Genomic DNA, 24181 nt, shown 5'->3' on the forward strand with positions numbered 1-24181 from the left:
CTTTTTTCTTTCCAGTTTAGTTCTTTTGGCTGTCCCTCCAAATTACAGCCCCAGCTTTTCCACAATCTCCTGAAGGGCTTTCCGCACCGGAGAATCTGCAGGAAGCTGTACAATGGGCTTTCCATCGCAGTCAAATCGGTAAATCATATCGTCGTGGGGAACTACTCCAAGAAGCTCCAGGTTCTGATTTTGTATCTCTTCCAGCGTTCCGGCGTCTAGCTTTCCATCCGGAGCCCGGTTGATGATCAGTCCCACCTTCTTCGGCTTAAAATTCAGTTCCTTCATCAGAGCGGCGATCCGGCCGGCCGCCTGCACGCCCCTCCGGGAACAGTCGCTGACCAGAATCGCGATCTCCATCATCGGCAAAATCCCGCGGCTCACATGCTCCATTCCAGCCTCATTGTCTACGACCACATAGGGATAATGGCTCTGCAGCTTCTGAATCTGCGTCTGAACCAGGCCGTTTACGAAGCAGTAGCAGCCCTGCCCCTGGCTGCGCCCCATAGCCATCAAATCAAAGTCATCCTCTTCTGTAAGAGCGTCCGTCAGGCGCGCTTCCAGATAATCCTTTTTCGTCACGCCGGCGGGAATCTTGTAGCGACTGTCAGCCCCTGCGCGCTCGATCTCCTCCCGGAGCTCCCCCAGGGTGATGCCCGCTTCCACGCCAAGAACCTCATTGAGATTTGAGTTGGCGTCCGCGTCCACGGCCAGAACCGGCTTCTTCCCGCTCTGACAGAGATACTGAATCAAAAGGCCTGTCAGTGTAGTCTTTCCCACACCGCCCTTTCCGGCTACCGCAATCACATGTCCCATACATCCTTCATCCTTTCCTGTGCCAAATCTGCATTTCCGTGCTTCCGGCAATAATCAGGCCGCCGTCCGTACCGGCTTCCAAGACTCCACAGCGTCATAGCTCCACAGCCGCAGTGCAGACAGCCATCCTTATACACGGTGTTCTTTTTATGAACAATATGTTGATTTTCTTTTCAAATTGATTATAATAAAAGTATCAGAAAATACAATCATCAATCCAAAGCTGTCTGTATGTTTCTGAACAGTTTTTCGTGTTCTGTTCAGAAAATCCAATAGAAAGATGAGGAAAATTCATATGTCAGAAAAGACGCAAAAGGAAGACCGGAGGACGCGTTACACCCGCCAGGTCATAAAAGAAGCATTTTTAAAGCTCCTGGAAGAAAAGGAATATCCCAAAATTACGGTCACAGAGATCTGCAGGCTTGCGGAAATCAACCGGGGAACCTTTTATCTGCACTATTACGATACTGCTGATGTGCTGGACGATATCCTGAATGAGATTCTGAAAGAAACCACCAGCGTCATCGATCACGTATTCTGCCCTGCAAGAACCTCCGGGAGCTGCTCCTATCCCTTCTGCGATCACCTGCACAGCAGCGACCGCTATCAGGCGCTCTTTCTCGACGACACAATATCCGCGCAGGTCATAGAAAAAATGGCGGAGACGACGAAAGAAGACTACGTGACCTGGCTGATGTCACACAGTCTCCTTACCTTTGAAGAGGCCGAAGCCATCTTTTATTTTCAGATGAACGGCTGCCTGGCCATCAATAAAGTCATGCTGCGCAATCACTGCTCCGATTGGGAAAAGATACAGCGGGCCATCGATCAGTTTATCCGCGCGGGGCTGGAATCCTTCCTCATTCGGGATCAGAGAGATGAGCTGTAGCATAAAGTCCTCTCCATGTCTCCTCCAGCCTCCCAAGCATCACCTCTCCCACAGTCACTGCGTCTTCTATCGTCAGATAATGATCCGCGCTGCCTGATACGAGCATCTTTCCAGAGGCTGGAAATTCCTCGTCCGCAAACCACATCTTCACTATGACTGGATAACGCGGTAAAAAGGGAAATACTGCACACAGATCTGCATTACTGTCTCGAAACACGGCGCCAAGGGATCTGCAGACTTCTTTCAGTTGTTCCGGCTCTCTGCCCTTCAGAAATCCAGCAAGAGCCGTGTCTGCCGTGCGGTCGAACTTTGTCCCCCGGATGAGGCCATCCTTCAGATTTCCGAATGTTGTCATTTCATCAGACAGCGGCGTTCCATCAGCGATAGAAAGATAATGCAGCAGGATCAGATAATGCCAGTTCTCCAGCTGCGGACTCACAGACCAGTCCCCTGCGTTCAGCTCCAGCCGCTGATTCAGGCTTTGCAGGCTCAAATGCTTTGTTTCCGGCTCCCACTCCGCTCCGGCCAGTTCCGCAAGTTCTTCCGAGCTGCGCCCTGCAAGCCAGCCCTTCGCTACCGCCAGCATTTCCTGAAAGGCGTCGCTTTTTCTTTCCTTTTGCATCTCAGAGCCCTCCGCTTTTATTTTTCTCTTTTCTGGTTGTTGTAAATATTATTTTAATATCATCAGTTCATCATTCCTACGGACGACTGGTTGCCTTACTGCGGCCTGTGTGATAGAATATGACTTTTTCTATCGCAACGGCAAAGGGCACCAACTGCCTCGACAATATCAATCATGCGCTTGGAGAGCATCGTTCCATCATTACGTCCGTGAATTTGTTCATGCACACGAAAATCAACGTGGACGGCAGCGTTTCCGAAAGCAGATGCAACAGCGGAAAATGCTCCCCTGTGAAAATAATGATTGATTAAGGAAGCGTTCTTATCCTCATTCAAAAAACAGGAAACGCGCTGCGGTCCATGGCAATTCCCGCCAGATTCGCAAGGCGCATAAGTCCTATTACCGCAATGGTTACTACGCTTTCTCCATGTATAAAGTCTGTCGCGCTGGCATCGAAAAGGATATTTCCCTGAGCCGGAAACTCCTCATCTCCTTCCCAAAACAGAAAACGCACCGGGATGCATTCAAAGGCTTTCAGCTCGTAGCCTGTGTCTGACCAGGGAAGCCTGGTTCCGCCCAGCTTCTCGCATGCTTCTGCCAGCTCTTTCGTATGGCAGACAAACATTCTGGAAAACGGTTCGATGATTCCCTTCCGAAAAGCCCCTGCAAATGGCGCGGTATCCTTCAGCTTGTCGAACTTTACCCATTCATTTTTATAGTGTGCCAGCGGAGACACGTACCCGAAAAGAGTGTAGACATTTAACCTTTCGTAGCAGGTCAGCGGCTCCTGATCCTCCAAGGCCTCAATTGTCCCGTCTTCCTTATGAACACCCAGCTTTCTCCCAAAATGACGGATAAGCAGCCAGTCTCCTTCCTCTTCTAATTCCGGAAGCTTCTTTTTCAGTTCCTCCTGGTTAAGCTTCAGGAATTTTTTTCTCCACTCTTCGCACCATTTTTCATAATTATTGTTTTCTTCCAGATTGATTTCCCCAAACATCCTTCTTTCCTCCTGTCTCTCCCGCTTTTTTCATTTCCATGTTCATATATGACATTAAATCTGTCAGGGGCAGCTTCGCCGGACATACATGCTCGCAGGCATGGAACTCATCACAGCATTCATAAAAGTGCTTCCTGTATTCCTCCAAAATCTGTTCCTTTTTCGCAGAGCTTTTCCCCACTGTCACAATTCTTGCAGCCGGTACCAAAGCCGCCATTCCAAAAAAATCTCTCCCATCTGTGTAGCTTGTACATATTTCCAGACAGCATCCGCACTGCAGACACCTGGAAGCAGTAAATGCCTTTTCCTGGTCTTCCGGCGCAGCAGTCTGCTTCTGTTCTGTCCACACCTTCATTTCCTTCAAATGCTCAAAGAGCACCCTTCTGTCTGCCACCAGATCTTCTATCACCGGAAATTTCTGCAGTGGCATCAGTTCGATCGTATCCTTATGATCTTTCAGCTTCTCTTCGCAGGCTAAGGCGGGGAACCCGTCAATCAGCATCGCGCAGGCTCCGCACTTTCCCTGAAGGCAATTGCACTCCCATTGTACAGGCGCAGCCGCTTTTCCTTCCCTGTCCAGAAGAGGATTTCTCTGGTTCAGTTCTGATAACGCCTGAGCTGCCGTAACATTCTCCTGTTCGGACTCATAGAGGAAGGTCTGCCAGAAAGATTCCTTCTCACCTTTTCGCTGTCGAAGTATTTTTATAGTTTTCCTCATACATTTCCTGCCTCTTTGTCAGCCGGAATATCCCTGAATCGAATCCTTACCTGCTTTCCATCAAAGTATGCGGCTGTACTCTTTTGAAATTCCGGCCTTGCATCCGGATAATCCGAACGGATATGAGCGCCCCGGCTCTCCCTCCGCTCCAGTGCAGACATCACCATTGCGGAGACCAGCAGGATTCGGTTTCTTTCTTCCGGAGCCAGATGTTCCCTCTTCCACATTTTTTCAAGCTCTCTGACTGCTTTCTGAAGCTCCGTTTCTTCTCTGACAGTCCCCATGCAGCCGGACAGAATCTCCTCTGTCCTTCTCCTGAGAGCCCCGTCCTCTCTCTGCGTTTCAAAGTTTTTCTCCGGAATATTCCCCTTTTCCTGAAAACCGCATGCCGCGGCACGGTATTTTTCCAATTCTTCGACAGCAGTCCGGGCTGCCACTTTCCCGCCATACAGGGCTCCCAGCATGGAGTTGCCTCCCAGCCGGTTTGCTCCATGATATTGGCAGGCACATTCTCCGACGGCATACAGAAAGTTTTTATTGGCGCGGTGCCGTTCATCAACCAGAATCCCGCCCATGAAATAGTGGACAGCCGGCTCTATCGGAACTGGAGTCTTTTCCGGGTTTATGTTCAAAAATTTCCCGCATTCTTCCTTTATTCCCTCCAGCCGTTTCTGCCATGCAACTTCAGGAATTTCTCTCATATCCAGATACACCGGCGGCCTGCAGTCCGGCCTGGAACACACCTCGTACATCTTTCTTACAGCCAGGTCGCGGGACACCAGATTTCCTTCCGGTCCGCAGAGTTCCTCAAGGAAATACCAGGGGACCCCGTTCCTCTCTATGTATAGCCGCCCTCCTTCACTCCTGGCTGCTTCACTAATCAGCAGATTTTTCCCCGAAACCGGAACCGTGGTGGGATGGTACTGAATAAACTCCAGATTCCCAAACTCCACTCCCTGGCTGAAGACCGCTGCCGCGGCGCTTCCATCATTTTTCAGAGTGCCTGTTGCGTGGCCGGGAAAAAGTCCGCTCATCCCGCCGCTGGCCAGAAGAACAGGACCATACAGACATAGCTGCTTTTCCTGTACTGCTTCCCGCAAATAAAGTACGCGCTTTCCTGTGTCCGCCCAATCTGCGTAATGCCAAACCCTCCGGCGTTCTCTGAAAGGCAGTCCCCAGTTCAGCCAGCCATCTGACGATCCCCGGCGCCGCTTCCACCATTCCCCGGACTGCGTTAGGATCTGACAGTCCTGCCCCGGCCTGGACCGTATCTGCCCAGTGGGGCAATACATCCTCTGTTTTCCCGGACAGCTCTCCGTTAATGCCGCCTTCTGCCAGTACCGACTGTGAACGCTCTGGCGGCAGTTCAGATACCAGAACAGAAGACTGTCCCTGCTCTGCTGCGGCAAGAGCCGCAGCCAGTCCGGCCAGCCCGGAGCCGATAATGATCAGTTTTTCCTTCATCCCGTCTCTCCCATCCGCTCTTTCGCCAGCCTGTGAAGAATTTCTGCCAGGTCTCCGTCCAGACCGCAGGATTTTTCCCGGATTTCTCCGGGAATATAGATTTCTCCCAGATTCACGGTCACGTATCTGGCTTCAGGCTCTGCCGCCGCCAGCCGCATCAGGGGAGCCTTGATCAGCTGGTTTCTCCAGCCGATGCCAAGCTCCAGAATCACCAGCCTTTTCCCATGATACTGTTTCAGAAAAGCCTCCAGCCGTTCCTGGCTTTCAGTCTCCGGAATAAAGTTTTCAAATTCCATGTGAACCTGCATGGGACCGCCGCAGGCCGGACAGCGGGGGACCAGCCCGGACGGAACTCTTCCCCCCTGCTCTGCCGCCGCCATATTCTCCGCCAGCTCTCCCCAGGGGTAAACCCGGTCATGGCACCGGGCAGCGCACTGCATGGTCAGCCAGTTTCCTTCCACCTCATAAATCTTTTCCGGCGCAAAGCCGCACAGCTCAAAATGGCACTCTCCGTTGGAAGTAACTACAAAATAGTCTTTGTCCCCTATCACCGTTTTCAGATCTGACATTACCTGCGTCTCCTGGTATTTTCCGCAGTAATGGTGTACCAGGCGGCTCCAGAAGCCCCATTTTTCTTCTTCCGTGGGCCACCGGGCTCCCATGCCCTGAAGAATACAGCGAAGCCCGTATTTTCGTTTCAGATCCCCAAACAGTTCCTCGAACACCTGATTATCAGCGAAAAGATGCAGGCCTTCTGTGATAGACAGTCCGTTGCTGGCTCCAATCAGAACCGCATCCGCGCCATCTATCCATTTCCATACCTTTTTAATGTCCTCATACATGTCCGACCTTTTTTCTGCTGCTTTCAACATGTTCTTCCTCCATTCCTTATGCCCGCTTTTTTCCCGCATTTTTCACCGGTACAGACTCTGCCGCGTCTTTCAGCACCCTGGCAATATCTCCCATGATCACCATACCTCTGTCCTCTATCTCCTTTGGCAGAAAATCATACCGGTCGTTCACAGCAATATACCGGGCCTTTGGCAGATTCAGAGTCAGATTCCAGAAGGGTTCCTGAATGAACATCGGAGTCATGCGCCCCACGCCAAGCTCCAGAAACAGTATCTTTTTGTCCCGGTTCTTCTGGATATATTCTGAAATCTTCTGATATTCCCCGTCATACTTTTTGCCCTGGAGAAAGTTCCCGTACCCACGCACCCAGGGAAATGCCTCCGCTCCGCAATGGGGACATCTGGGAATCAGCTCTGTGGGAACGAAGGTCCCTTCCCCCATAGCCTGGATCATCTCTTCTACCGGCTTTACCGCGTCCCAGGTGTCGTCCTCACAACACCGGGAGCACTGAAAAAACCTGTGATCTCCCTGGATCTCACTGACCTTCTCCTCCGGATACAGCTTTACGAACTGGGTGTCCTGGTTGGTCGTCAGGATGTGAAAGTCCTTTCCCTGGAGGAGCCTGTCCAAATCCAGATAGGGTTCCCTTACCGGGGCCTTCTGAGTGGTATTCAAAAAAGTGGCGATATAACCCCAGCGTTCCTCGCGCGCCGCAAAGGAGAACTGCATACCGGCAAAGGCTCCTTCAAATCCATACTTTTTTGCAAATTTTCCAAAATATTTCTGAAAAGACGGCGTATTTCCATAGTAAAAATCTCCGCCGCCCGCTGCGGAGAGACCGGAAGCTCCCCCTACTACCACGCAGTCCGCCTCTTCCAGCTCCTGCAGCAGAGCCTCTATCTGCTTTTCGTAAGTCAGCGCTTTTTTATCCGCAAGCTCATAGGGTGTCTTTCCTGCGGCATATACTCCATAATATCTGGAATAGTTCAGCTGTGTCTGCATTACAAGATTTTCATAAAAGCTCATAGTTTTCTCGCGTCCTCTCTTTCCGGTATTGCTGTAAATATTATTTTAACATCATCAGTCTATCATCCCCTTGCACATCTGTCAATATGCTGTTATAATTAAATTAACATTAAATTTTATCAGCAGTCACCAAAGGAGGCCAGCTTTCATGAAATATTCCACAAAGGTCAGCGACGCCGTTCATATCCTGGCCTTTATCGTCTTGAATCCCAGGGGCTCTCTGTCCAGCGACAGCATTGCAGAAAGCCTGCATACCAATCCAGGATGCGTCCGCCAGCTCATGTCCGCCCTGCGCAGGGCCGGGCTTCTGCTCAGTGTCAAAGGGCATCCAAAGCCGTCTTTGAGCAAAGTTCCCTCTGCCATCACCCTGCTGGACGTCTATAAAGCCGTAGAGGGCGAGAAGCCCCTGCTCCATCTGGATACCCACACCAACCCGGAATGCGGCGTAGGCATCCATATTCAGCTGTCGCTTCGGGACTATTTCGATCAGGTGCAGAGGACCGCGGAAGAAGAGATGGAAAAGATAACGCTTCAGGAAATTCTGGAGCGGTATCAGGAAAAGCTATTGCATTCAGACGGACATACCGGCTGAATAGGCGATACTGCCATTTACTTTAATCAGAAAGGAGAGTGCGGGATGAAAGTAGGAATTATCCGCTGTATGCAGACTGAAGATTATTGTCCGGGGACCACGGATTTCATGGCAATCCGCAATAAAACCGGCGCTTTTGAACAAGTAAAAGAAGAGATTGAACTGATTGGATTTATCAACTGCGGTGGATGTCCCGGAAAAAAGGTTCCCTTGCGTGTACGAGAGCTGATCAAAAGGGGAGCAGATACTATCGCTTTCGCCTCTTGTATTCAAAAGGGCACACCCATAGGCTATCCCTGTCCCTTTGCGAAACGTATAAAAGAGCTTGCGGAAAAAAATGCTGGAGCTTCTGTTCAGATTTTGGAGTATACTCATTAACAGTGTTTTGCAGGAATATTGCTCAAAAGGAGAAAGGGGCCGCTTAGATTCTGCAATAATATTCAGACACCATTTGACCGACGGACACGCGCAAGTCAAATGGTGTTTTATCTGCATGAAATTCCATGTTGTGTCCTGCGTGTAATTCGCGCATTGACCCAAGATGAGCTGGCCGAGCAGTCTGACGTATCGGCAGATGGAAGGAGATCATAAAAAAGCCGTTCTGAACACCTGTCTGCTCCCTGTGTCCAAAACGGCCTCTTCTTCGAAAGGAATATGTATTCCTTAATTCCTTTTTCTTATAACTGCAGCAACAACTGCTGCGACTGCCACCACAATGGCAGCTGCGACTACTTTAAGCACTTTTGTCTCCTCCTTTCCCTTCGTCTTTGTGCGGGCCCTCTGGCCAGTGGTATCAGGCACAGCAGAACAACCAGGCCGGCATGGCTTTTTCTATCTACCTGCGCTTTTCCATCCGGCCTCAGGTACGGAAGAACTCCCTCCTTTTCCTGTTATGATTCTCCCGAGGCCCTTCTGCACCCGCCGCAGGCAGCACAGCCGCCGTGAGACTCCTCCCAGAGCCTGTCTGCCACCGGCGCCCATTTCGCAGCCACATCCACGCATTTGTCGGAAAACTCCTTTGCAGTCTCCAGATTCTGATAGTCCGTGCTCCTGGCATGGCTCTTTTCCACGATCTCCGTCAGCCTTCCCGGATTGTCCAGTACCGGACAGGGGCGAAGCATGTTCTCATTCCAGGGCTGGTTGTCGTGATAGCCCATGAACAGCGGAGAGCGGTAAGCATCCAGAAGAGTCTTCTCCCTGATATTGGAATCGGAATAGTGAATGAAAGCGCAGGGCTCGATATCTCCATTTGCGTTAATGTGGCAGTAGCTCCGTCCTCCTGCGATGCAGCCGCCCACATACTCTCCATCGTTCCAGAAGTCTACAGTAAACAGCGGCTTCGTCTGGCAGTACTCCCGGATCTTGTGGTACATCATCTCACGCTGCTCAGCTGTCGCCATCAGCTCCGGCACCGCGGCCTTGCCTACCGGCATGTAAGTGAAGAACCAGGCGAATTTCGCGCCCATATCGATCATCTGATCAAAATACGCTTCGCTTCCGATTACCTCTGCATTGGCCGAGGTGTAACAGCAGGAAATTCCAAAGGGCAGCTTCTTCTCCCTCAGGATATTCATGGCGCGGATAATCTTCTGATAGGTTCCGTTTCCTCTTCTGGAATCTGTAGCCTCCTCAAACCCCTCGATGCTGATGGCAGGCACGAAGTTCTGCACTCGGAGCATCTCCTCCGCAAAGGCCTCGTCAATCAGCGTTCCGTTCGTAAACGTGGAAAATACACAGTCCGGATGCTCCTCGCAGAGACGGATGATGTCTTTCTTTCTCACCATCGGCTCACCGCCGGTAAAGAGATACACATATGTACCCATTTCGACGCCCTGGTTTACGATGTCGTCCATCTCCTCATAAGCCAGATTCATATGATTTCCATATTCCACCGCCCAGCAGCCGGTGCATTTCAGATTGCAGGCGCTGGTGGGATCGAGAAGAATCGCCCAGGGGATATTGCAGTTATATTTCTCTTTGTATTCATTCTGTCTCTGATATCCGAGCAGGCAGCCATTGAGAATGAAGTTTTCAAACAGACGGTTCCGCACGCCCGGATCGATATCCGTCCACAGGCTTATGACGAGCTGGCGCCAGTTGTTGTCCTTGTCCATCACTGCCTTGCGAATGGCTTCCCGCTGAGCCTTCAAGGTGTCCTTCCGGTCGAACCTGTCAAACCAGTCCAGAAGTTTTGGAAGATTCTTCTCCGGGTCCTTGTCCATATAAGAGAGTATTTGTTTTACTGCAAATGCGCTTACGTTTTCTTTTAATGTCATTATTTTTTCCTTTCCCTTTTGTAGTTTATATTTTTATCCCTGCTGTTTTTAGTCTCTGATTTTCCTCCTTTATGTTTGATGATGATACAGGGATTTTACCGCCGTATTTTTTTATTTATGTTCCAGTTTTGTTTGAAAATTATTAAGATATGAATTTGTGCCCTTTCTCACAGATCTCATAAATTTCATCAAACTGTATCTCTATCAGCGGTACTGCTTTCTCTGTTCGCTTCCTCACCAGCTTTTTATATAAAAAGTACCGGCGGCAGTCCATGACGGAGCTTGATTCAGGCTTGCTTTTCTTGATGCTGACACTTCCCAATAATCCTCCAAATGACTGAGCTGCTGGACGGGCGCCCCCCAAGTTCACTCTTGTATTGAACTATTGGATATGTTAGAATAAGGTCAGATTTTAAAATTTGTTTTTATTTTATGGGAAGGAGGTGACAGGATGCCAAGGGTAGCTTATTCTGAGGAAGATAGAGAACGCATTAGAATGGAACTTGTTGCAGTTGGTCTTGAACTGATGGCAAAACAGGGCATACAGCATACTACTGTGGAGCAAATATATAAAAAAGTTGGTATCTCACGAACTTTCTTTTACTCTTTCTTTGCAACGAAAGAAGATTTGATCGTTGAAACGCTGTACCTGCAGCAGCCTAAAATTATTGAACAGGCGCAAAGACTGATGGCCGATCCTGCTTTAAACTGGCGTGATGCCGTGAAACAATTTCTCTATGCCTGCTGTTACGGAGAGAAAAATGGTATCGCTGTTTTAACGATTGAAGAACAGCAGCTTATTTTCAAACGTTTGTCAAAGGAAAGCTATCAACTGTTCCGTCAAAAGCAGCGCCGCCTTTTTGGAGAAATTTTAGAAAGCTTTGGCATAAAGGCAGACACGGCAAGAATCAATTTATTTACGAATTTGAGTCTGACAGCGATGGTTGTACGCAGAGCAATCCCTGATACGTTACCTCTGTTTGTTCCCGAAGCTGCCGATGAAACAGTTGACTTTCAAATAAACGCCATTGTAGATGCCCTGGAGAAATTAAAAGCAGCGCCTGCCGTTTGAGTGATTGGAATGAGATAATCCGTCCGAATATCATGTTTCGTCCATATATTCAGACGGATTGCATTTTAACCAGAATAAAAACAAATTTTAATTTTTGCTCTTATTTTAAGAAATAAAACCTGGAAGAAACCGCAAAGAAGAGCATGCGCTGAAAGTATTTGATTTTTCTAATGAACATTCAAACATTTAGGAGGAAAAAAGATTATGGGATTTTTCAGCAAGTTATTTAAGGGGCCTGAAATTGACATGGAGAAGAGCAATGCAAACTCAAAGAAAATGCGCGCTCTATTTAACCAGGTGGTAGAAAACGGAGACAATTACAGACTGATTTTCGGATATACCGAAGATGTGAGCCGTTTTAACTATGGCTTTGTTCATGGAAGCAAAACCAAAATTGGCAATCTGATTGTCGGCTGGAACGAAAGCAGCCAGACGATTGTGGTTGTTCCCACAGTACCCGATCTTTCCGGCTGCGGTGATCCGACTTACTATCGCCGCTCTGAAATTCTGAAAGCCTATCGGAATAAATACCCTACCGATGCTTTCATTATTTACCCGGATAAAAAAGGATACATTGGCATCAATGCCTACGACTGGCTGGAAGATGAAAAGCTGTATGTTTATGTATCACAGGAAGATGAATTGGCCGCTTTTACTGACTTCTTTATAAACCGTTTTGCAACAAAGTGAGGTAAAAGATGCCTATTGGAGAAATCGGAGCGTTCCTGCTGTTTCTTGTGATCGTGTTTATAATCGGCAATTTATGGTTTCATTTTGTAGAAGCAATCCTGCGGCAGATTAAAAAGCTGTTTACACGTCACAAAAAACCTCCGGCATGGCATCCGCTCCCCCCGGACAAGGAGGATTGAAAATGTTAGATATAGACGAGATTTTGAAACAGGCACGGCAGGCAAAAGAGCAGGCGCTCGCTTCTGTGAAAGAAACTATGGAAAAGAACGAGGAACGGATCAGTAAAATCCAGGTTTCCAGCTCTGAAAAGGACACAGCTGCATCTGCCGATGAAGTGGAAGAACAGATTGCCGCTAATACTCAGCGTCAAGTAGAAATTCTCGGACAGATATTTGGACCGAACAGTATGGCTCAAATGGCTGCGAATGAGGAATTGCTGCAAAAGATGGTAAATGATAAAGCCGACGAAGCAGCTTCAGCTGCTGCCGGAGGCCTAATGGAGCAGCTTTTCGGAGAAGATATGGGGATTCTTGCGGCGGCTCTGGAAACGCTGGAAATGGAAGATGCGGATGCTGAAGAAGAACGCTCATTTGATCTGGAACTGGAAGAAAACCTTTATATTACATTGGAAGAGGCTATGGCCCGGATTGAGGCCATGCCCGAACCAGAACCGCTCCCCTATCAAAAAGAGGATGGAAAATGGAAACGCTTTGGCATCCTGCTGTCTGGTATCTTATCGACCCTCAACAGCCACGATTTGGATGACATGGATGTGGAGGAGCATATTCCTGTTATGGAACAGAAAATCGTGTCTCTTGTGCGCCGCTCATGGGGAATCGATGGCCGGAGCGATCTGCTGGATATGATCCGCTATCTGGCTCAAGAGGGATATATCCTGCGGTACCAGCTTTATAGTGAGGTGTCTTCACCGGAGGAACTGATGGACGAAACTATGGACGAAGATGACCGTGAGTCCGTTTGCCGGGCATGGAGGTTTGCGCAGCGGTATAAGGCTCAATATGCCCCCGGTTTTATGGCTGGATGGGATATTGGCCGGGCAGCGATGCTGACACGCTGGGGATGCTATTTAGGCTGGATCACGGAAAGCGAGGCTGTTGGTATTCTGTGGGATCTCTCCCAAAAAGTTGTCGAGGAGCTGCACAGCTGGCGCGAATTTGCTCAATCTTATCTTTTTGGCGGCCTGATGTGGAAATTGCTGTGCGGTGACAGCTCCGCAGGAAGTTACCTGGGTTATCTTGCAGACGCCGCCACAGACCTGTTGACCGGAAAAGCGGAGCAGGATAGCGGACAATGGCGCGACTGCCCCTGGCCTGCACAGAGAAAAATTGGCTTCACATTATAAATCTTTTTGAATATTTGCTGCTATTCACCAGCCGCTAATTGTTTTTTCATATCTCTATGTTGACATCGGTGTACAAGGGGCAATGCGCCCTTGGTACACCGACACCAGCAAAAAATTCCCGTCTCATTTCACTTGACGACACTTCACCGCTCTTTCCCGTCTGAACAATCCTTTGCAATCTCAAACAGATGGCCGCTGCCCTTGCCTCTCTGGCCTGTTTCAGTGCCAGACCGAGTCCATGAAAGTCAAGCCTTCTTTCATCCTGATACATTCTCATATCACCCTATATCATTGTAAATTTCGGGTTGGATTATGAAAATGAAATGGTCATTATATCCTCTTTCAAAATTAAGCAGTACGACTACACAGTTTGAAGCCTTTGCCACCTACCTAATGCTTATGTTATTTATCGCCATTGTTGCCTTTGTGTCCGCAGTCATGGTTATTGGACTAAAACTTATTAGCACGATATGGGACGACGCAGAAGTCTATAATGATCTACGGCGATTGGGAATGAAGCGCAGAAAGATGAAAGGACTTATTACAAAACAAATGCTATTCGTCTATTTTATTCCTACCGTACTTGGCTGTATCGTTGGAGCCTTTACGACATACCGCATTATGTTAGTGTCCGGCGTTATTTACATTGGTGAAACAATGCAGTTAGTTGGTTGTGTGTGCGGTTTGGTGTTGATAATTCAATTGCTATTTTCTTTATTCTACGCGCAAGAATTATGCGTAGTTACACATGACATCCAAATAAAACACGAGTTTCTTTGTCTTTGGAAGGGAATGACAACTAAAGTATAACCAACTGCGGCGGCCCGTGTGGAGGTGCCGCCGAGGTTTCTATTTCTAAGCGACATTTTTTGACAGGATATGACCTGTCAAAAAATCCCTGCACAGACGCAGGGATGTTGCGGCATTTTCAATATCTGCGGTATCTCTTGAAGCCGTGGCGTTGAGAACGCTTCATACTTAGTTCCCTTGGAGCCAGTTACAGTAAATAATCTGCAATATTTATCATATTATATTTACTTGCACAAATATTTACTTTATAATACATATAAGAAAATAATTATCAGAATATTTTTATGCTGACTGGGGGGTATAAAATGAAATATGCTGCTGATTTTCGTGCCAATGCTCGAAGCGCCCTTCGAAACAAATGGGGCCTTGCGGTGCTTACAGGACTTGTGGCCACTCTGTTGGGCGGTACAGGAATCGAAGGTCCAAAATTCAATCTGGATATCGGAAACAATTCTGTGACAGCCAGCTTCAAATTTGCAGGAACCACCATTTATTCCTTCGGAGGATCATCAAATTCCGATACTGCAGCTTTTATTATAGAAAAAGCTCCTTATTTTATCTGGAGCACACTGATTCTCTGCCTCCTGTTCCTGCTGCTGGGAAGCATCATAGCAATCGGCTACGCCCGCTTCAACCTGGCGCTGACGGATCGGGAGATGCCTTCTTTTGGCGTTCTGTTCTCCTGCTTCCCCATCTGGAAGACTGCCATCATTTCCCAGATTCTGCAGTCCATCTATATCTTTCTCTGGTCGCTGCTTCTGGTTATACCAGGCATCATCGCCACCTACAGCTATGCCATGACCCGTTATATCCTGGCGGAGCATCCGGAGCTTACCGCCAGCGAGGCAATCCGGCGGTCCAAAGAGATGATGTACGGACACCGATGGCGCCTGTTCTGCCTGCATTTCAGTTTTATTGGATGGACGCTTCTCTGCATTCCGACACTGGGCATCGGATACCTGTGGCTCGTTCCCTATACGCAGGCTGCTGAAGCGGCATTTTATCGGGAGATCTCCGGCTCCGGAAAAGCCTGGCAGTCTGCCGCATTTTGAGGACAGAATAAGGACATCTTGATTTAAAAGTATCCCGAAAAGGACGACAAAAACATTTTCTTCTGATGATATAAGATATTTTTCAACACAGCAAAAAAGCTGAAAACCTTTAAAATCAAGGATTTCAGCTTTTTTCTTTCATGAAGCATCGGGGATTCGAACCCCGGACAACTTGATTAAAAGTCAAGTGCTCTACCGACTGAGCTAATGCTCCATAGTGATACGCGGAATGAGAACTTCAGAGCTTCCTTTTTATTAATTTATTAAGAAGCTTTTCTGCATCCGCCCAAACTGGGCTAGCTGGATTCGAACCAGCGAATGCAGGAGTCAAAGTCCTGTGCCTTACCGCTTGGCGATAGCCCAAAATTGCTCTCGCAAGGGTGGATAAAGGGATTCGAACCCTTGGCCTCCAGAGCCACAATCTGGCGCGCTAACCAGCTGCGCTATACCCACCATAATATTGCCAAGTAAACCGGCTTCTGCGGTGCCTGTCCAACGGCTTCCGCAAATGTGCTCGAAGGGATTCGAACCCCCGACCCACGGCTTAGAAGGCCGTTGCTCTATCCAACTGAGCTACGAACACATGGATATCTTTCTGCGTCCTTTTCAGATTCAGATGACATTTTTTCAAGGCAGCGGGTGATGGGAATCGAACCCACGTGTCCAGCTTGGAAGGCTGGTGTTCTACCATTGAACTACACCCGCATATGATGTAAATGTCCCGTCAGGCTTCTTATGCTTCATCGGGGTGACAGGATTCGAACCTGCGGCCTCCTGGTCCCAAACCAGGCGCTCTAGCCAAGCTGAGCCACACCCCGAAGCTGTTCACCTCTGTTTCCTTTCGTGACGCACATCATATTCTACTATAAGCACGTTTAAATGTCAATTACTTTTTTAATTTTTTCTGCAACAATTTTTCAACAATCTTTCACGCGATTTTTTTACAATTTTTCACTGCCCTTTTCCCACATGGCTGAGCTGTGATTACAGATAATTTAATGTAAAATGTGCTTCTCCGTTCTTATCGATTTCCATCAGGATATAACTGGGTCTTCGCCCCTCCTGCCGGGGATAGGAAAGGCTGCCGGGATTCAGAATGGTAATATCCGGGTCTTCCTCCAGACAGGGGCGGTGTGTGTGTCCAAACATAACCAGATTAAAACCGCGCGCCCGGGCGTCTTCCTTCAGCATCTCTGTTCCCATGGAAATGTAATAATAATGGCCGTGAGTCAGAAGCACATGATATTTCCCGATGCAGAACTCATCCTCTTTCGGAAGCTCCGAAAAGAAATCGTTATTTCCTGCCACAATGTGAACCGGACAGGCAGCAATCTCACGGATATAATCCTCGCTTCCCTCAGAATCCCCACAGTGAATCAGCATGTCAACAGGCTGTAATTTCCCCAGCAGTTCCTTCAGTCCCTTGTCCTTTCCGTGTGTGTCACTGACAATCAGTATTCTCATCTATGTACCTCCCTCAGAGAGACAGCTCTCTCCGCAGCTTTTCCTTCATCTCCCGAAGGGCTTTCCCCCGGTGGCTGATCTCATTTTTCTGCTCCATGGAAAGTTCTGCTGTAGAGCATCCATATTCCGGCAGGAAGAAAATCGGATCATACCCGAAGCCTCCCCCGCCGCGTTCTTCTCTTCCGATGATGCCTTCTATGGTGCCGCGTGATGTCAGGGTCCTTCCATCCGGCAGCACGGCCGCAATGACACAGACGAACCTGGCTGTCCGTTTCTCATCCGGCACCCCTTCCAGCCTGTCTATCAGATTCTGGTTCTTAATCCGATAGGAAGTGTCTTCCCCAAGATAACGGGCAGAATAGACTCCCGGCTCTCCGCCCAGATAATCAATCTCAAGGCCGGAATCATCCGCCATCACAATGGCATCTGTGTGCGCTGCTGCGGCCCTTGCCTTAATCAAAGCGTTTTCCTCGAAAGTCGTTCCGTTTTCCTCCGCGTCCATCTGGATTCCTGCTTCTTTCAGTGAACAGATCTCCAAATCCAGTTCCTTCAGGATCTCACGAATCTCTTTCATTTTTCCTTCATTTCCGGTAGCAAATACCAGTTTTCGTCTCATTGTGCTTCCTCCCGATCCGCATATACTTTCAGACAGAGATTGCTGTTCTGGGCAGTCTCTACCCTCTCCCACATCATTCCCTTATCGGAGCTGATATATCCCTCTCCATCATCCAGCGCCACCTTATCCTCCAGTTCGCCGGAGGCAAATTCCACAGCAATCGGATACTGGCTTTCCGGCGTCATAATCTGCACAAGCACCGCAAAACGTTCTCCTGCCTTCACAGAAACCGGATCGTCAAATTCCACCGTATAATATCCGGCATACTGAAAATATCCCGACTGCGTAAACTGCGCCTCACTCAGCTCCTGTACATCTTCAAAATCAGGGATCACCGCCAGCCGATACTCGGTATCCTCTCCTGTAGCGTAAAAGCCTGCTGCCCGAAGCTGCAGATCCTCCTCAGCTTCATAGACATTCGCGAAATACGCCAGTTCGGAATTATATCCCAGCTGGCCGCACCAGCCCAGAAGATCCGACTGGTACAGCACATCATAGTTGCTGCTGTCCTCCGTCTTTGTGTAAGCCGCGTTATAGCTTCCTATATTGGCATCATAATAGGAAACGTAAAACACGCCATGATCACCGAAGCCCGTTCCCCAGCTGTTCTGACAGATAAAGGCCCCGTCTCCCTCCGGCCTTTCCTTGAAATTTTCCGCCGGATAATTATCATCCCAGCCAATAATCACTACATCATGGTTAGATTCTGCCCCGCCTGTATAGCAGTAGCTGGCGTTTCTCCGGTCATAATAGGCCGAATCCTGCCCCGGATTGGAAAAATCCATATAGAGAGAGCTTTCCACGCCGCCATGAAGATAGACAGTCTGCTTGATCGCCTCAAAATCCCGGTTTCCAGGCATGCGCACCTCCTGCACATGCAGCACCGGCTCCAGGCCGTCCGGTGAAGCATTATCGCCATATGGATCATCCTCTTCCAGAACCGGCCCCTCCCACGCAGTCAGATAGGAAACAGAGAGTATATAGGAACCGCCTTCCTCCGTCTCCATCTGGTAGTGGTTATGAAAATTCAGATGATCCCTTGAAAAATCATACAGAGCATCAGGCATCAGAGAAGTCTCCAGCGCTGTCAGGGACGCAAAAGCCCAGCAGGTGCCGTACTGTCCCTGGTCTCTGACCGGGACACTGCGTCCGTTTTCCCTGTAATCGTAGGCCGGCGGCAGATCTGCCTCCTCTTTTACAGGCTCTATGATATAGTCTTCCGTAATTTCTTCAATTCTGCCGCACAGCGCAGATCCGGACAACGCCATCAACGCATCCTGGCTTTCCTTTTCCGTCCTCCATCCAAAATCCAGCGCAGCCATTATGCTGAGCGCAGCCAGAGCCGCAATGATCAGTCCTTTTAATAACTTTTTCATGCTTCCTGTTTCTGTCTCCTGGGCGGTTTGGGACCCAGATACTGATAAAAATACGTCTTCAGCATTCCATTGTAAATCTTCCTGTTTCTGTCCGCTTTCCGGCCGATATAGCGTTCCGCATCCTCATATCCGGTAATCAGATACATGGACCAGCTGTCAAGCCGGGCAAATGCCTCGCCAATCTCTCTGTACAGCCCCGGAAGCGCCGCTTTCTCCTCCAGCCGTTCTCCATAAGGGGGATTGGTCACAAGGAAACCGTACTTTTTGGGATGGCGCAGCTCACTGACCGGACGCGCCTGAAAATGAATCAGATGGTCCACGCCGGCCTCTCTGGCGTTCTCCCTGGCAGCCTTCACCATATCCGGATCGATATCATAGCCCTGGATATCCGTGCTGATATCTTCCCTCAGAAGATCTCCTGCTTCCGTTACAGCCTCATACCAGAGCTTCCGGTCCACAAGGTTCTTCCACTCCTCAGCTGTAAAGCTCCGATTCACGCCAGGCGCCATATTGGCTGCCATCATGGCCGCTTCTATGGGAAAGGTTCCGCAGCCGCAGAACGGGTCCACCAGAATCCGGTCGCCCTTCCAGGGTGTCAGCATCAGGAGGGCCGCTGCCAGAGTCTCGGTAATCGGCGCCTTGCTGGCAAGCTTCCGGTATCCTCTTTTATGAAGAGACACCCCCGAGGTATCGATCCCCACCACAGCCTCATCCTTCAGAAAGGTGATACGCACCGGATAAGCCGCCCCGTCTTCCGGAAACCAGCTTACGCCATGGTGCTGCTTCAGACGCTCCACCATGGCTTTTTTCACAATCGACTGAATATCCGAAGGACTGAACAGCCTGCTCTTTACCGAAGTGGCTTTTGTCACCCAGAATTTCCCGTTCGCCGGAATATAGTCCTCCCAGGGCAGGGCTTTTATTTTCTCAAAAAGCTCGTCAAAGCTTTCCGCCTGAAACCTTCCCACCTGCAGAAGCACCCGCTCGGCAGTTCTCAAAAAAATATTGGCCCTGCAGAGGGCCTGCATATCTCCCTGAAAAGTCACTCTGCCGTCTTCCACAAGACTGATTTCAAGTCCCAGATCCTGAAGCTCCCGCTTCAGAACCGATTCCAGGCCGAAATGGCAGGGCGCAAGGAATGTATATGTGTTCTTCATCCGTTTCTCTCCGCAAACAGGGCCGGGCTTTATGATCCACCCGGCCCTTTTCTTATTTTATCTTAATATGCCAGGCCTGCCCCTGTCAATCCTTATCTTTGATCCAGATAGCTTTCCAGATTCCTTCCCTTATATGCCTGAATGCCTCCAATCATGGTTTTTACCCGATATCCCTTTCCACCAAGCTCTCTGGCAGCCTTAAGGCTTGTGCCTCCTCTTTCGCAGTAAAGCACCAGCGTCTGGTTTTTAAGGAATCGCGCTCTCTCCTCAAGCTGCTCATAAGGAATACAGACTGCTCCCTTCAGATGGAGCCTTCTGAACTCCCTCGGTTCCCGGATATCGATCACACAGACGCCTTCCTGAAACAGAAAAGCGTCGATCTCCCGCGGGGAAATAGTCTCAAACTCCATAGTTTCACCTGATTTCTGTTTTTCCTGCCGCTACTGTCCCAAAAATCTGCCGGCAGCAGCGGTATAAGATATGATATGTAAAGCGGCATCAGATGTGACGGGCGGGTTCCTGCTTTCCTTTGTCACTTCTCGCAGACTTTTATACCAAAAAGGAACGGCGCCGCGGCGCCGTTCCTTCTGCCTCTTCTGCTTAGTAATTGCAGTTCTCAGACTCGTTTTTTGCGTTCCTGGAAGAATTCTTCGCGTTGGAAGAATTCTTCGCATTAGAGGAATTCTTCATATTGGAATTCTTGCTGGAATTGCTGTAATTCTTGCTCTCACTGTTGGTATTGTTTGCATTGTTAGCCATAATAACTGCCTCCTGTAATTGAAGATGTGTAACTTATTACAGTCATAGTATGGCACCATTTTCCCAAAATATTTTTCCATTTTATGAAAATTCAGCGGTCTCCGAAAATCATGCGGAGCAGCCACAGAATCAAAAGCACCGGAATCAGAATCGGAAGCACCCAGGATAAGATACCTCCCACAATAACCAGAATCAGCGCTGCCACCAGGATTACCACTGCTGCTGCCAGCAGTTTTCCATACCAGGTATTAAAATTAAAACGCCGGTATTTAATATCCACGCCGCCTTCCTCATTCATTTCCGCATGAAAGCCCCGTTCCCTGTCCGGTTCCTCCCTCGTATAAAAAGGCTGATCCTGATATCCGTCCTGCTGCCGCTGCGTATCTATAATTGTTCTGGCAATCAGTCTCGGATCTCCAAGGCTCTCCATCACCTCCCGTTCACTCTTTCCGGACGCGATTTCCTGCGAAATATAAGCTTCATAATAACGCACATAATCCTCCACTACAGAGGCTGGCACCTCACCTGTCAGTACAGCGCGCAAAGTGCTTGTAAATTCATTCCTGTCCATTCTTCCTTCCTTTCGGATAAAACCTGTCCGCTTTGGGACAGCCTGCTTCTCTGATAATGCCTATATCTTATCTCAAAGCCTTTCCCCTTGTCAACGGAAAACAGCCGGCGTCCCACAGGTTTTCTGCAGGTTTTCTGCAGGTTCAAAATCCTCTTTCCGCTCTCTGCTGTTTCGTGTGAACCAGGGTGTCCCCTGCCAGAGGCCTCCGAATGGTATTTTCCAAAATATTTTTATGATTCTATGATTCATATTATTTTAGCACCATCCAGTTCATCATCCTGTTGCGCTTGCGCCAACATGTTGTTATAATTAAAATAACATTAAAGGAGGGCGTTTTATGAAATATTCCACGAAAGTCAGCGATGCTGTCCACATTCTGGCCTTTATTGTATTAAATCCCAAAGGCTCTCTGTCCAGTGACGGCATTGCGGAAAGCCTTCATACCAATCCCGGATGCGTCCGCCAGCTCATGTCCGCCCTGCGCAGGGCCGGGCTTTTACTCAGCGTAAAAGGCCATCCCAAGCCGTCCCTAAGCAGAAATCCCTCTGACATCACCCTGCTGGACGTCTATAAAGCTGTGGAGGGGGAGAAACCCCTGCTCCATCTGGACACCCATACCAATCCAGATTGCGGCGTAGGCATTCACATTCAGTTGTCTCTTCAGGATTATTTTGATCAGGTGCAGGAAACTGCCGAAAAAGAAATGCGGAAGATTACGCTTCAGGATATTCTGGAGCGGTATCAGGAGAAGCTTTTGCTTCCGAACGGAAATTCTATCGTCTTTCTTTGAAAAAAAGAGAACATGTAAAGGGGAATATCATATGAATTTTCAAGATGCTTTTCCAATCTGGCACAGACTCAAAGCGAATGAGCAGAAACAAATTCTTAATACTCTAATCAGCCGAACTGTTAAAAAAGGAACTGTGCTGCACAACGGCGATGCAGACTGTACGGGTCTTCTTTTGGTAAAATCGGGACAGCTCCGGGCTTATATTCTTTCCGACGAAGGGCGTGAAATTACTCTTTACCGTCTGTTCGATCGAGACTTATGTCTTTTCTCTGCCTCATGCATGATACAGTCCATCCAGTTTGAAATAACTATCCAGGCAGAAAAAGATACAGAACTCTGGGTAATTCCTGCAGAAGTCTATCAGAGTATTATGAAAACATCTATCCCTGTTTCTAACTATACGAATGAACTGATGGCCAGCCGGTTTTCCGAAGTTATGTGGCTGATGGAACAAATTATGTGGAAACGCATGGATCAGAGAGTAGCGGCATTTCTGCTGGAAGAATCCAGCATTGAAGATACAAGCTCTCTTAAACTTACCCATGAAACCATTGCCAATCATTTGGGCACCCACCGGGAGGTTATCACACGGCTGCTCCGCTACTTTCAAAACGAAGGGGCTGTCCGCCTGCACCGGGGCACTATTGAACTTGCTGATGTGAAAATCCTGAAAGAAATCGCTGAAAAATAGAAATAAGACACTCACTCGAGTGTCCTATCTCACAGCCGGAAAACAAAAGGGTGGAAAGAATTCCCGCATAGCTATAGAGCGTCACAGCAGCGAAAGAATCTGTTCCTTCGGCATAGCTCCCAGTGCGCGATTCGTGATTTTACCATCTTTGAATACCATAAGAGTGGGAATACTCATGATTTGGAAGCGGGCAGCCAGGGCCGGTTCCTCATCTACATTAATCTTCCCCACTTTAATGTCGGTTTGAGAGGAGGCTATCTCTTCAAGGACAGGACCTACCATGCGGCATGGACCGCACCATGGGGCCCAGAAGTCCAACAAAACCGGTTTATCAGAATGAAGTATTTCCTTTTCAAAATTGGCGTTCGTTACATGGATAGCAGACATATGATATTCCTCCTTAAAATGGATTTTACTGTTTTCTTGTCTCTATCATATACCGTTTTCCCACAGAATTCCGTGATATTATCACTAAAAGCTTTTCTTTCTTATTCTGCCACGATTCCGCAAAAAGCAAAAGAAACCTTGAAAAATCAAGGTTTCTTCCGAAAACAACGTGGGCAAGAGGATTCGAACCCCCGACCTTTTGGTCCGTAGCCAAACGCTCTATCCAGCTGAGCTATGCCCACACACTATCTCTCTGTCAGTCGCAACATGCTGTTTTTGACTGCCTGATTATAATAGCACATTCATTCACAGAAATCAAGAACTTTTTTCAAAAATATAAAACAGGCTGCGTCTTACTCTGTTTACGACTTTTCTCCAGGAAATCCCCGGGCTGAAACTTCCCGCTGCAGACCGGGGACTTCCTTTACCATCTCAGGCTTTCTTTGTGTTCATCCTGAGCCCGTCTGCTTCCAGGCATTTTCAGGATGCGCTGCCAAGTCTTTGAATTGTCAGTCCCACATCTGCATAAAGAAATCTTCCACCGCTTCCTGTCACCTGCAGCGCTGCCGGGACTGCCGTAATCTCAATCATTTGAGAAAATGACAGGTTTTCCATTCCTGATGCGGATTGGAATGTATACTGGGCTCCCGCCCCCGGCACAGCTGCTCCATTCTGCTGAAGATAAACGGACAACCCCATGGGAAAGGCAGAATTGCTGACCGGAGCAAAGGTGCCATGAAAAGCGGCATAATAAATTCCCGGCTGATTCACCGTAAAAACAGCAGTATTCACCGTGTGCGAAATCGCAGTTCCGGCTATTACTCCGTTTCTGTCAAATATCAGCCCCTGCCCATCGCTTCCTGCCTGCGCGGGCGTAGAATATGCAGACAGCGCTTCCCGTACCTCTGTTCCCGCCGGGCCCGTTGCTCCCGCCGGACCCGTTGCTCCCGCCGGACCTGTCGCTCCCGCCGGACCTGTAGGCCCCGTAACTCCTTCCGGACAGGGCGGCGGGCAGGGACGGCCGCAGGCGCAGCCGCATCCCTTCTCCTGCCCGCAGGCACCCTGTTCACTGTTTCCCTGACGATGATTTTGAAACCAGAACATAAAATACTTCCTTCTTTTTCATTTTCCTTT

28 protein-coding genes and 7 tRNA genes are annotated in these 24181 nt (G+C 48.8%); 10 read left to right on the plus strand and 25 right to left on the minus strand.

The window, feature by feature from the left end; translation table 11 throughout:
- Nucleotides 1-42: 42 nt before the first annotated feature.
- Complete coding sequence (locus tag B5E82_RS02885; RefSeq protein ID WP_087164552.1) at nt 43-813, minus strand: ATP-binding protein; 771 nt, start codon at nt 811-813, stop codon at nt 43-45.
- Nucleotides 814-1108: 295 nt separating this feature from the next.
- Here B5E82_RS02885 and B5E82_RS02890 point away from each other — a divergent pair, with 295 nt between their 5' ends.
- Entirely contained in the window at nt 1109-1702 is a 594-nt protein-coding gene (locus B5E82_RS02890) for a TetR/AcrR family transcriptional regulator (RefSeq protein ID WP_087305893.1), read from the plus strand.
- On the opposite strand, the gene B5E82_RS02895 is transcribed toward B5E82_RS02890, so the two are convergent.
- The 7 genes from B5E82_RS02895 to B5E82_RS02930 all read right to left on the minus strand — a co-directional run bounded on the left by B5E82_RS02895 (nt 1674) and on the right by B5E82_RS02930 (nt 7381).
- The gene (locus B5E82_RS02895; RefSeq protein WP_087164554.1) at nt 1674-2324 is read right to left on the minus strand and encodes a DUF3786 domain-containing protein; all 651 of its coding nucleotides are present in this window, start codon (nt 2322-2324) and stop codon (nt 1674-1676) included. The two genes, B5E82_RS02890 and B5E82_RS02895, sit on opposite strands and share 29 nt — an antisense overlap.
- Before the next feature lie 331 nt (nt 2325-2655).
- Nucleotides 2656-3321 carry a DUF3786 domain-containing protein gene (locus B5E82_RS02905; protein ID WP_087164555.1) on the minus strand — a complete coding sequence of 222 codons (666 nt, stop codon included), beginning with the start codon at nt 3319-3321 and terminating at the stop codon, nt 2656-2658.
- Entirely contained in the window at nt 3287-4039 is a 753-nt protein-coding gene (locus B5E82_RS02910; protein WP_087164556.1) for a 2Fe-2S iron-sulfur cluster-binding protein, read from the minus strand. The genes B5E82_RS02905 and B5E82_RS02910 overlap by 35 nt, the downstream gene beginning before the upstream one ends.
- A complete protein-coding gene (locus B5E82_RS02915) occupies nt 4036-5073 on the minus strand; it encodes an FAD-binding protein (RefSeq protein ID WP_087305894.1) in 1038 nt (345 codons plus the stop codon). Before B5E82_RS02915 ends, B5E82_RS02910 begins: the two co-directional genes overlap by 4 nt.
- Nucleotides 5027-5503: an FAD-binding protein gene (locus tag B5E82_RS02920; protein WP_087305895.1), complete on the minus strand. Its 477-nt coding sequence runs from the start codon at nt 5501-5503 to the stop codon at nt 5027-5029. Before B5E82_RS02920 ends, B5E82_RS02915 begins: the two co-directional genes overlap by 47 nt.
- On the minus strand, nt 5500-6375 hold the full coding sequence (locus tag B5E82_RS02925; RefSeq protein WP_242963642.1) for an NAD-dependent protein deacetylase, SIR2 family: 876 nt from the start codon (nt 6373-6375) through the stop codon (nt 5500-5502). The genes B5E82_RS02920 and B5E82_RS02925 overlap by 4 nt, the downstream gene beginning before the upstream one ends.
- Before the next feature lie 16 nt (nt 6376-6391).
- Nucleotides 6392-7381, minus strand: a complete 990-nt coding sequence (locus tag B5E82_RS02930) for an NAD-dependent protein deacetylase (RefSeq protein WP_087164559.1) — start codon at nt 7379-7381, stop codon at nt 6392-6394.
- 148 nt (nt 7382-7529) lie between these two features.
- Here B5E82_RS02930 and B5E82_RS02935 point away from each other — a divergent pair, with 148 nt between their 5' ends.
- A complete protein-coding gene (locus B5E82_RS02935; protein ID WP_087164560.1) occupies nt 7530-7973 on the plus strand; it encodes an Rrf2 family transcriptional regulator in 444 nt (147 codons plus the stop codon).
- A 45-nt stretch (nt 7974-8018) separates the two neighbouring features.
- Nucleotides 8019-8351 carry a CGGC domain-containing protein gene (locus B5E82_RS02940; protein ID WP_087164561.1) on the plus strand — a complete coding sequence of 111 codons (333 nt, stop codon included), beginning with the start codon at nt 8019-8021 and terminating at the stop codon, nt 8349-8351.
- A 512-nt stretch (nt 8352-8863) separates the two neighbouring features.
- Here B5E82_RS02940 and B5E82_RS02945 read toward each other — a convergent pair.
- A complete protein-coding gene (locus tag B5E82_RS02945) occupies nt 8864-10249 on the minus strand; it encodes a radical SAM protein (RefSeq protein WP_087305896.1) in 1386 nt (461 codons plus the stop codon).
- A 451-nt stretch (nt 10250-10700) separates the two neighbouring features.
- On the opposite strand from B5E82_RS02945, the gene B5E82_RS02955 reads away from it, so the two are divergent.
- The 5 genes from B5E82_RS02955 (at nt 10701) to B5E82_RS02980 (ending at nt 15236) form a co-directional block, all read left to right on the plus strand.
- The gene (locus B5E82_RS02955) at nt 10701-11321 is read left to right on the plus strand and encodes a TetR/AcrR family transcriptional regulator (protein WP_087305898.1); all 621 of its coding nucleotides are present in this window, start codon (nt 10701-10703) and stop codon (nt 11319-11321) included.
- 204 nt (nt 11322-11525) lie between these two features.
- A complete protein-coding gene (locus B5E82_RS02960) occupies nt 11526-12011 on the plus strand; it encodes a hypothetical protein (RefSeq protein WP_087305899.1) in 486 nt (161 codons plus the stop codon).
- Between the two features lie 256 nt (nt 12012-12267).
- Nucleotides 12268-13374, plus strand: coding sequence for a DUF1266 domain-containing protein (locus B5E82_RS02965; RefSeq protein ID WP_162610688.1), 1107 nt, complete (start codon nt 12268-12270; stop codon nt 13372-13374).
- Between the two features lie 312 nt (nt 13375-13686).
- On the plus strand, nt 13687-14184 hold the full coding sequence (locus B5E82_RS02975) for an FtsX-like permease family protein (protein WP_140393072.1): 498 nt from the start codon (nt 13687-13689) through the stop codon (nt 14182-14184).
- 305 nt (nt 14185-14489) lie between these two features.
- Nucleotides 14490-15236 (plus strand): DUF975 family protein, encoded by a 747-nt coding sequence (locus tag B5E82_RS02980; RefSeq protein WP_162610689.1) that lies wholly within the window; start codon nt 14490-14492, stop codon nt 15234-15236.
- A gap of 141 nt (nt 15237-15377) precedes the next feature.
- On the opposite strand, the gene B5E82_RS02985 is transcribed toward B5E82_RS02980, so the two are convergent.
- From B5E82_RS02985 to B5E82_RS03040, 13 genes are all read right to left on the minus strand, one after another.
- Nucleotides 15378-15450 (minus strand) — tRNA-Lys (locus tag B5E82_RS02985).
- A gap of 77 nt (nt 15451-15527) precedes the next feature.
- Nucleotides 15528-15599: transfer RNA gene (locus B5E82_RS02990), tRNA-Gln, on the minus strand.
- A 16-nt stretch (nt 15600-15615) separates the two neighbouring features.
- A tRNA-His gene (locus B5E82_RS02995) sits at nt 15616-15689 on the minus strand.
- Nucleotides 15690-15745: 56 nt separating this feature from the next.
- Nucleotides 15746-15819: transfer RNA gene (locus B5E82_RS03000), tRNA-Arg, on the minus strand.
- A 51-nt stretch (nt 15820-15870) separates the two neighbouring features.
- A tRNA-Gly gene (locus tag B5E82_RS03005) sits at nt 15871-15941 on the minus strand.
- A 38-nt stretch (nt 15942-15979) separates the two neighbouring features.
- Nucleotides 15980-16054, minus strand: a tRNA-Pro gene (locus B5E82_RS03010).
- 166 nt (nt 16055-16220) lie between these two features.
- On the minus strand, nt 16221-16700 hold the full coding sequence (locus B5E82_RS03015) for a metallophosphoesterase family protein (protein ID WP_087305904.1): 480 nt from the start codon (nt 16698-16700) through the stop codon (nt 16221-16223).
- A 13-nt stretch (nt 16701-16713) separates the two neighbouring features.
- A complete protein-coding gene (locus tag B5E82_RS03020) occupies nt 16714-17316 on the minus strand; it encodes an XTP/dITP diphosphatase (RefSeq protein ID WP_087305905.1) in 603 nt (200 codons plus the stop codon).
- The gene (locus B5E82_RS03025) at nt 17313-18692 is read right to left on the minus strand and encodes a lectin like domain-containing protein (protein WP_087305906.1); all 1380 of its coding nucleotides are present in this window, start codon (nt 18690-18692) and stop codon (nt 17313-17315) included. Before B5E82_RS03025 ends, B5E82_RS03020 begins: the two co-directional genes overlap by 4 nt.
- On the minus strand, nt 18689-19849 hold the full coding sequence (locus tag B5E82_RS03030) for a THUMP domain-containing class I SAM-dependent RNA methyltransferase (protein WP_087305907.1): 1161 nt from the start codon (nt 19847-19849) through the stop codon (nt 18689-18691). Before B5E82_RS03030 ends, B5E82_RS03025 begins: the two co-directional genes overlap by 4 nt.
- A gap of 92 nt (nt 19850-19941) precedes the next feature.
- Complete coding sequence (locus B5E82_RS03035; protein ID WP_087305908.1) at nt 19942-20259, minus strand: rhodanese-like domain-containing protein; 318 nt, start codon at nt 20257-20259, stop codon at nt 19942-19944.
- A 190-nt stretch (nt 20260-20449) separates the two neighbouring features.
- Nucleotides 20450-20608 (minus strand): hypothetical protein, encoded by a 159-nt coding sequence (locus B5E82_RS18180; RefSeq protein WP_164488681.1) that lies wholly within the window; start codon nt 20606-20608, stop codon nt 20450-20452.
- Nucleotides 20609-20699: 91 nt separating this feature from the next.
- A complete protein-coding gene (locus B5E82_RS03040; RefSeq protein WP_087305909.1) occupies nt 20700-21179 on the minus strand; it encodes a DUF1700 domain-containing protein in 480 nt (159 codons plus the stop codon).
- A 337-nt stretch (nt 21180-21516) separates the two neighbouring features.
- On the opposite strand from B5E82_RS03040, the gene B5E82_RS03045 reads away from it, so the two are divergent.
- Both B5E82_RS03045 and B5E82_RS03050 read left to right on the plus strand, forming a co-directional pair.
- Nucleotides 21517-21969, plus strand: a complete 453-nt coding sequence (locus B5E82_RS03045; protein ID WP_087305910.1) for an Rrf2 family transcriptional regulator — start codon at nt 21517-21519, stop codon at nt 21967-21969.
- A gap of 31 nt (nt 21970-22000) precedes the next feature.
- The gene (locus B5E82_RS03050; RefSeq protein WP_087305911.1) at nt 22001-22660 is read left to right on the plus strand and encodes a Crp/Fnr family transcriptional regulator; all 660 of its coding nucleotides are present in this window, start codon (nt 22001-22003) and stop codon (nt 22658-22660) included.
- Nucleotides 22661-22741: 81 nt separating this feature from the next.
- Here B5E82_RS03050 and trxA read toward each other — a convergent pair whose 3' ends face one another.
- The 3 genes from trxA to B5E82_RS18620 form a co-directional block, all read right to left on the minus strand.
- Nucleotides 22742-23047 carry a thioredoxin gene (gene trxA / locus B5E82_RS03055; RefSeq protein ID WP_087305912.1) on the minus strand — a complete coding sequence of 102 codons (306 nt, stop codon included), beginning with the start codon at nt 23045-23047 and terminating at the stop codon, nt 22742-22744.
- Between the two features lie 168 nt (nt 23048-23215).
- Nucleotides 23216-23289, minus strand: a tRNA-Arg gene (locus B5E82_RS03060).
- Nucleotides 23290-23527: 238 nt separating this feature from the next.
- Entirely contained in the window at nt 23528-24151 is a 624-nt protein-coding gene (locus tag B5E82_RS18620; RefSeq protein ID WP_140393073.1) for a hypothetical protein, read from the minus strand.
- Between the last annotated feature and the right edge of the window lie 30 nt (nt 24152-24181).

The sequence above is a fragment of the Lachnoclostridium sp. An138 genome, from assembly GCF_002160765.1.
In the GTDB taxonomy this organism is placed as follows: Bacteria; Bacillota; Clostridia; order Lachnospirales; family Lachnospiraceae; genus Laedolimicola; species Laedolimicola faecalis.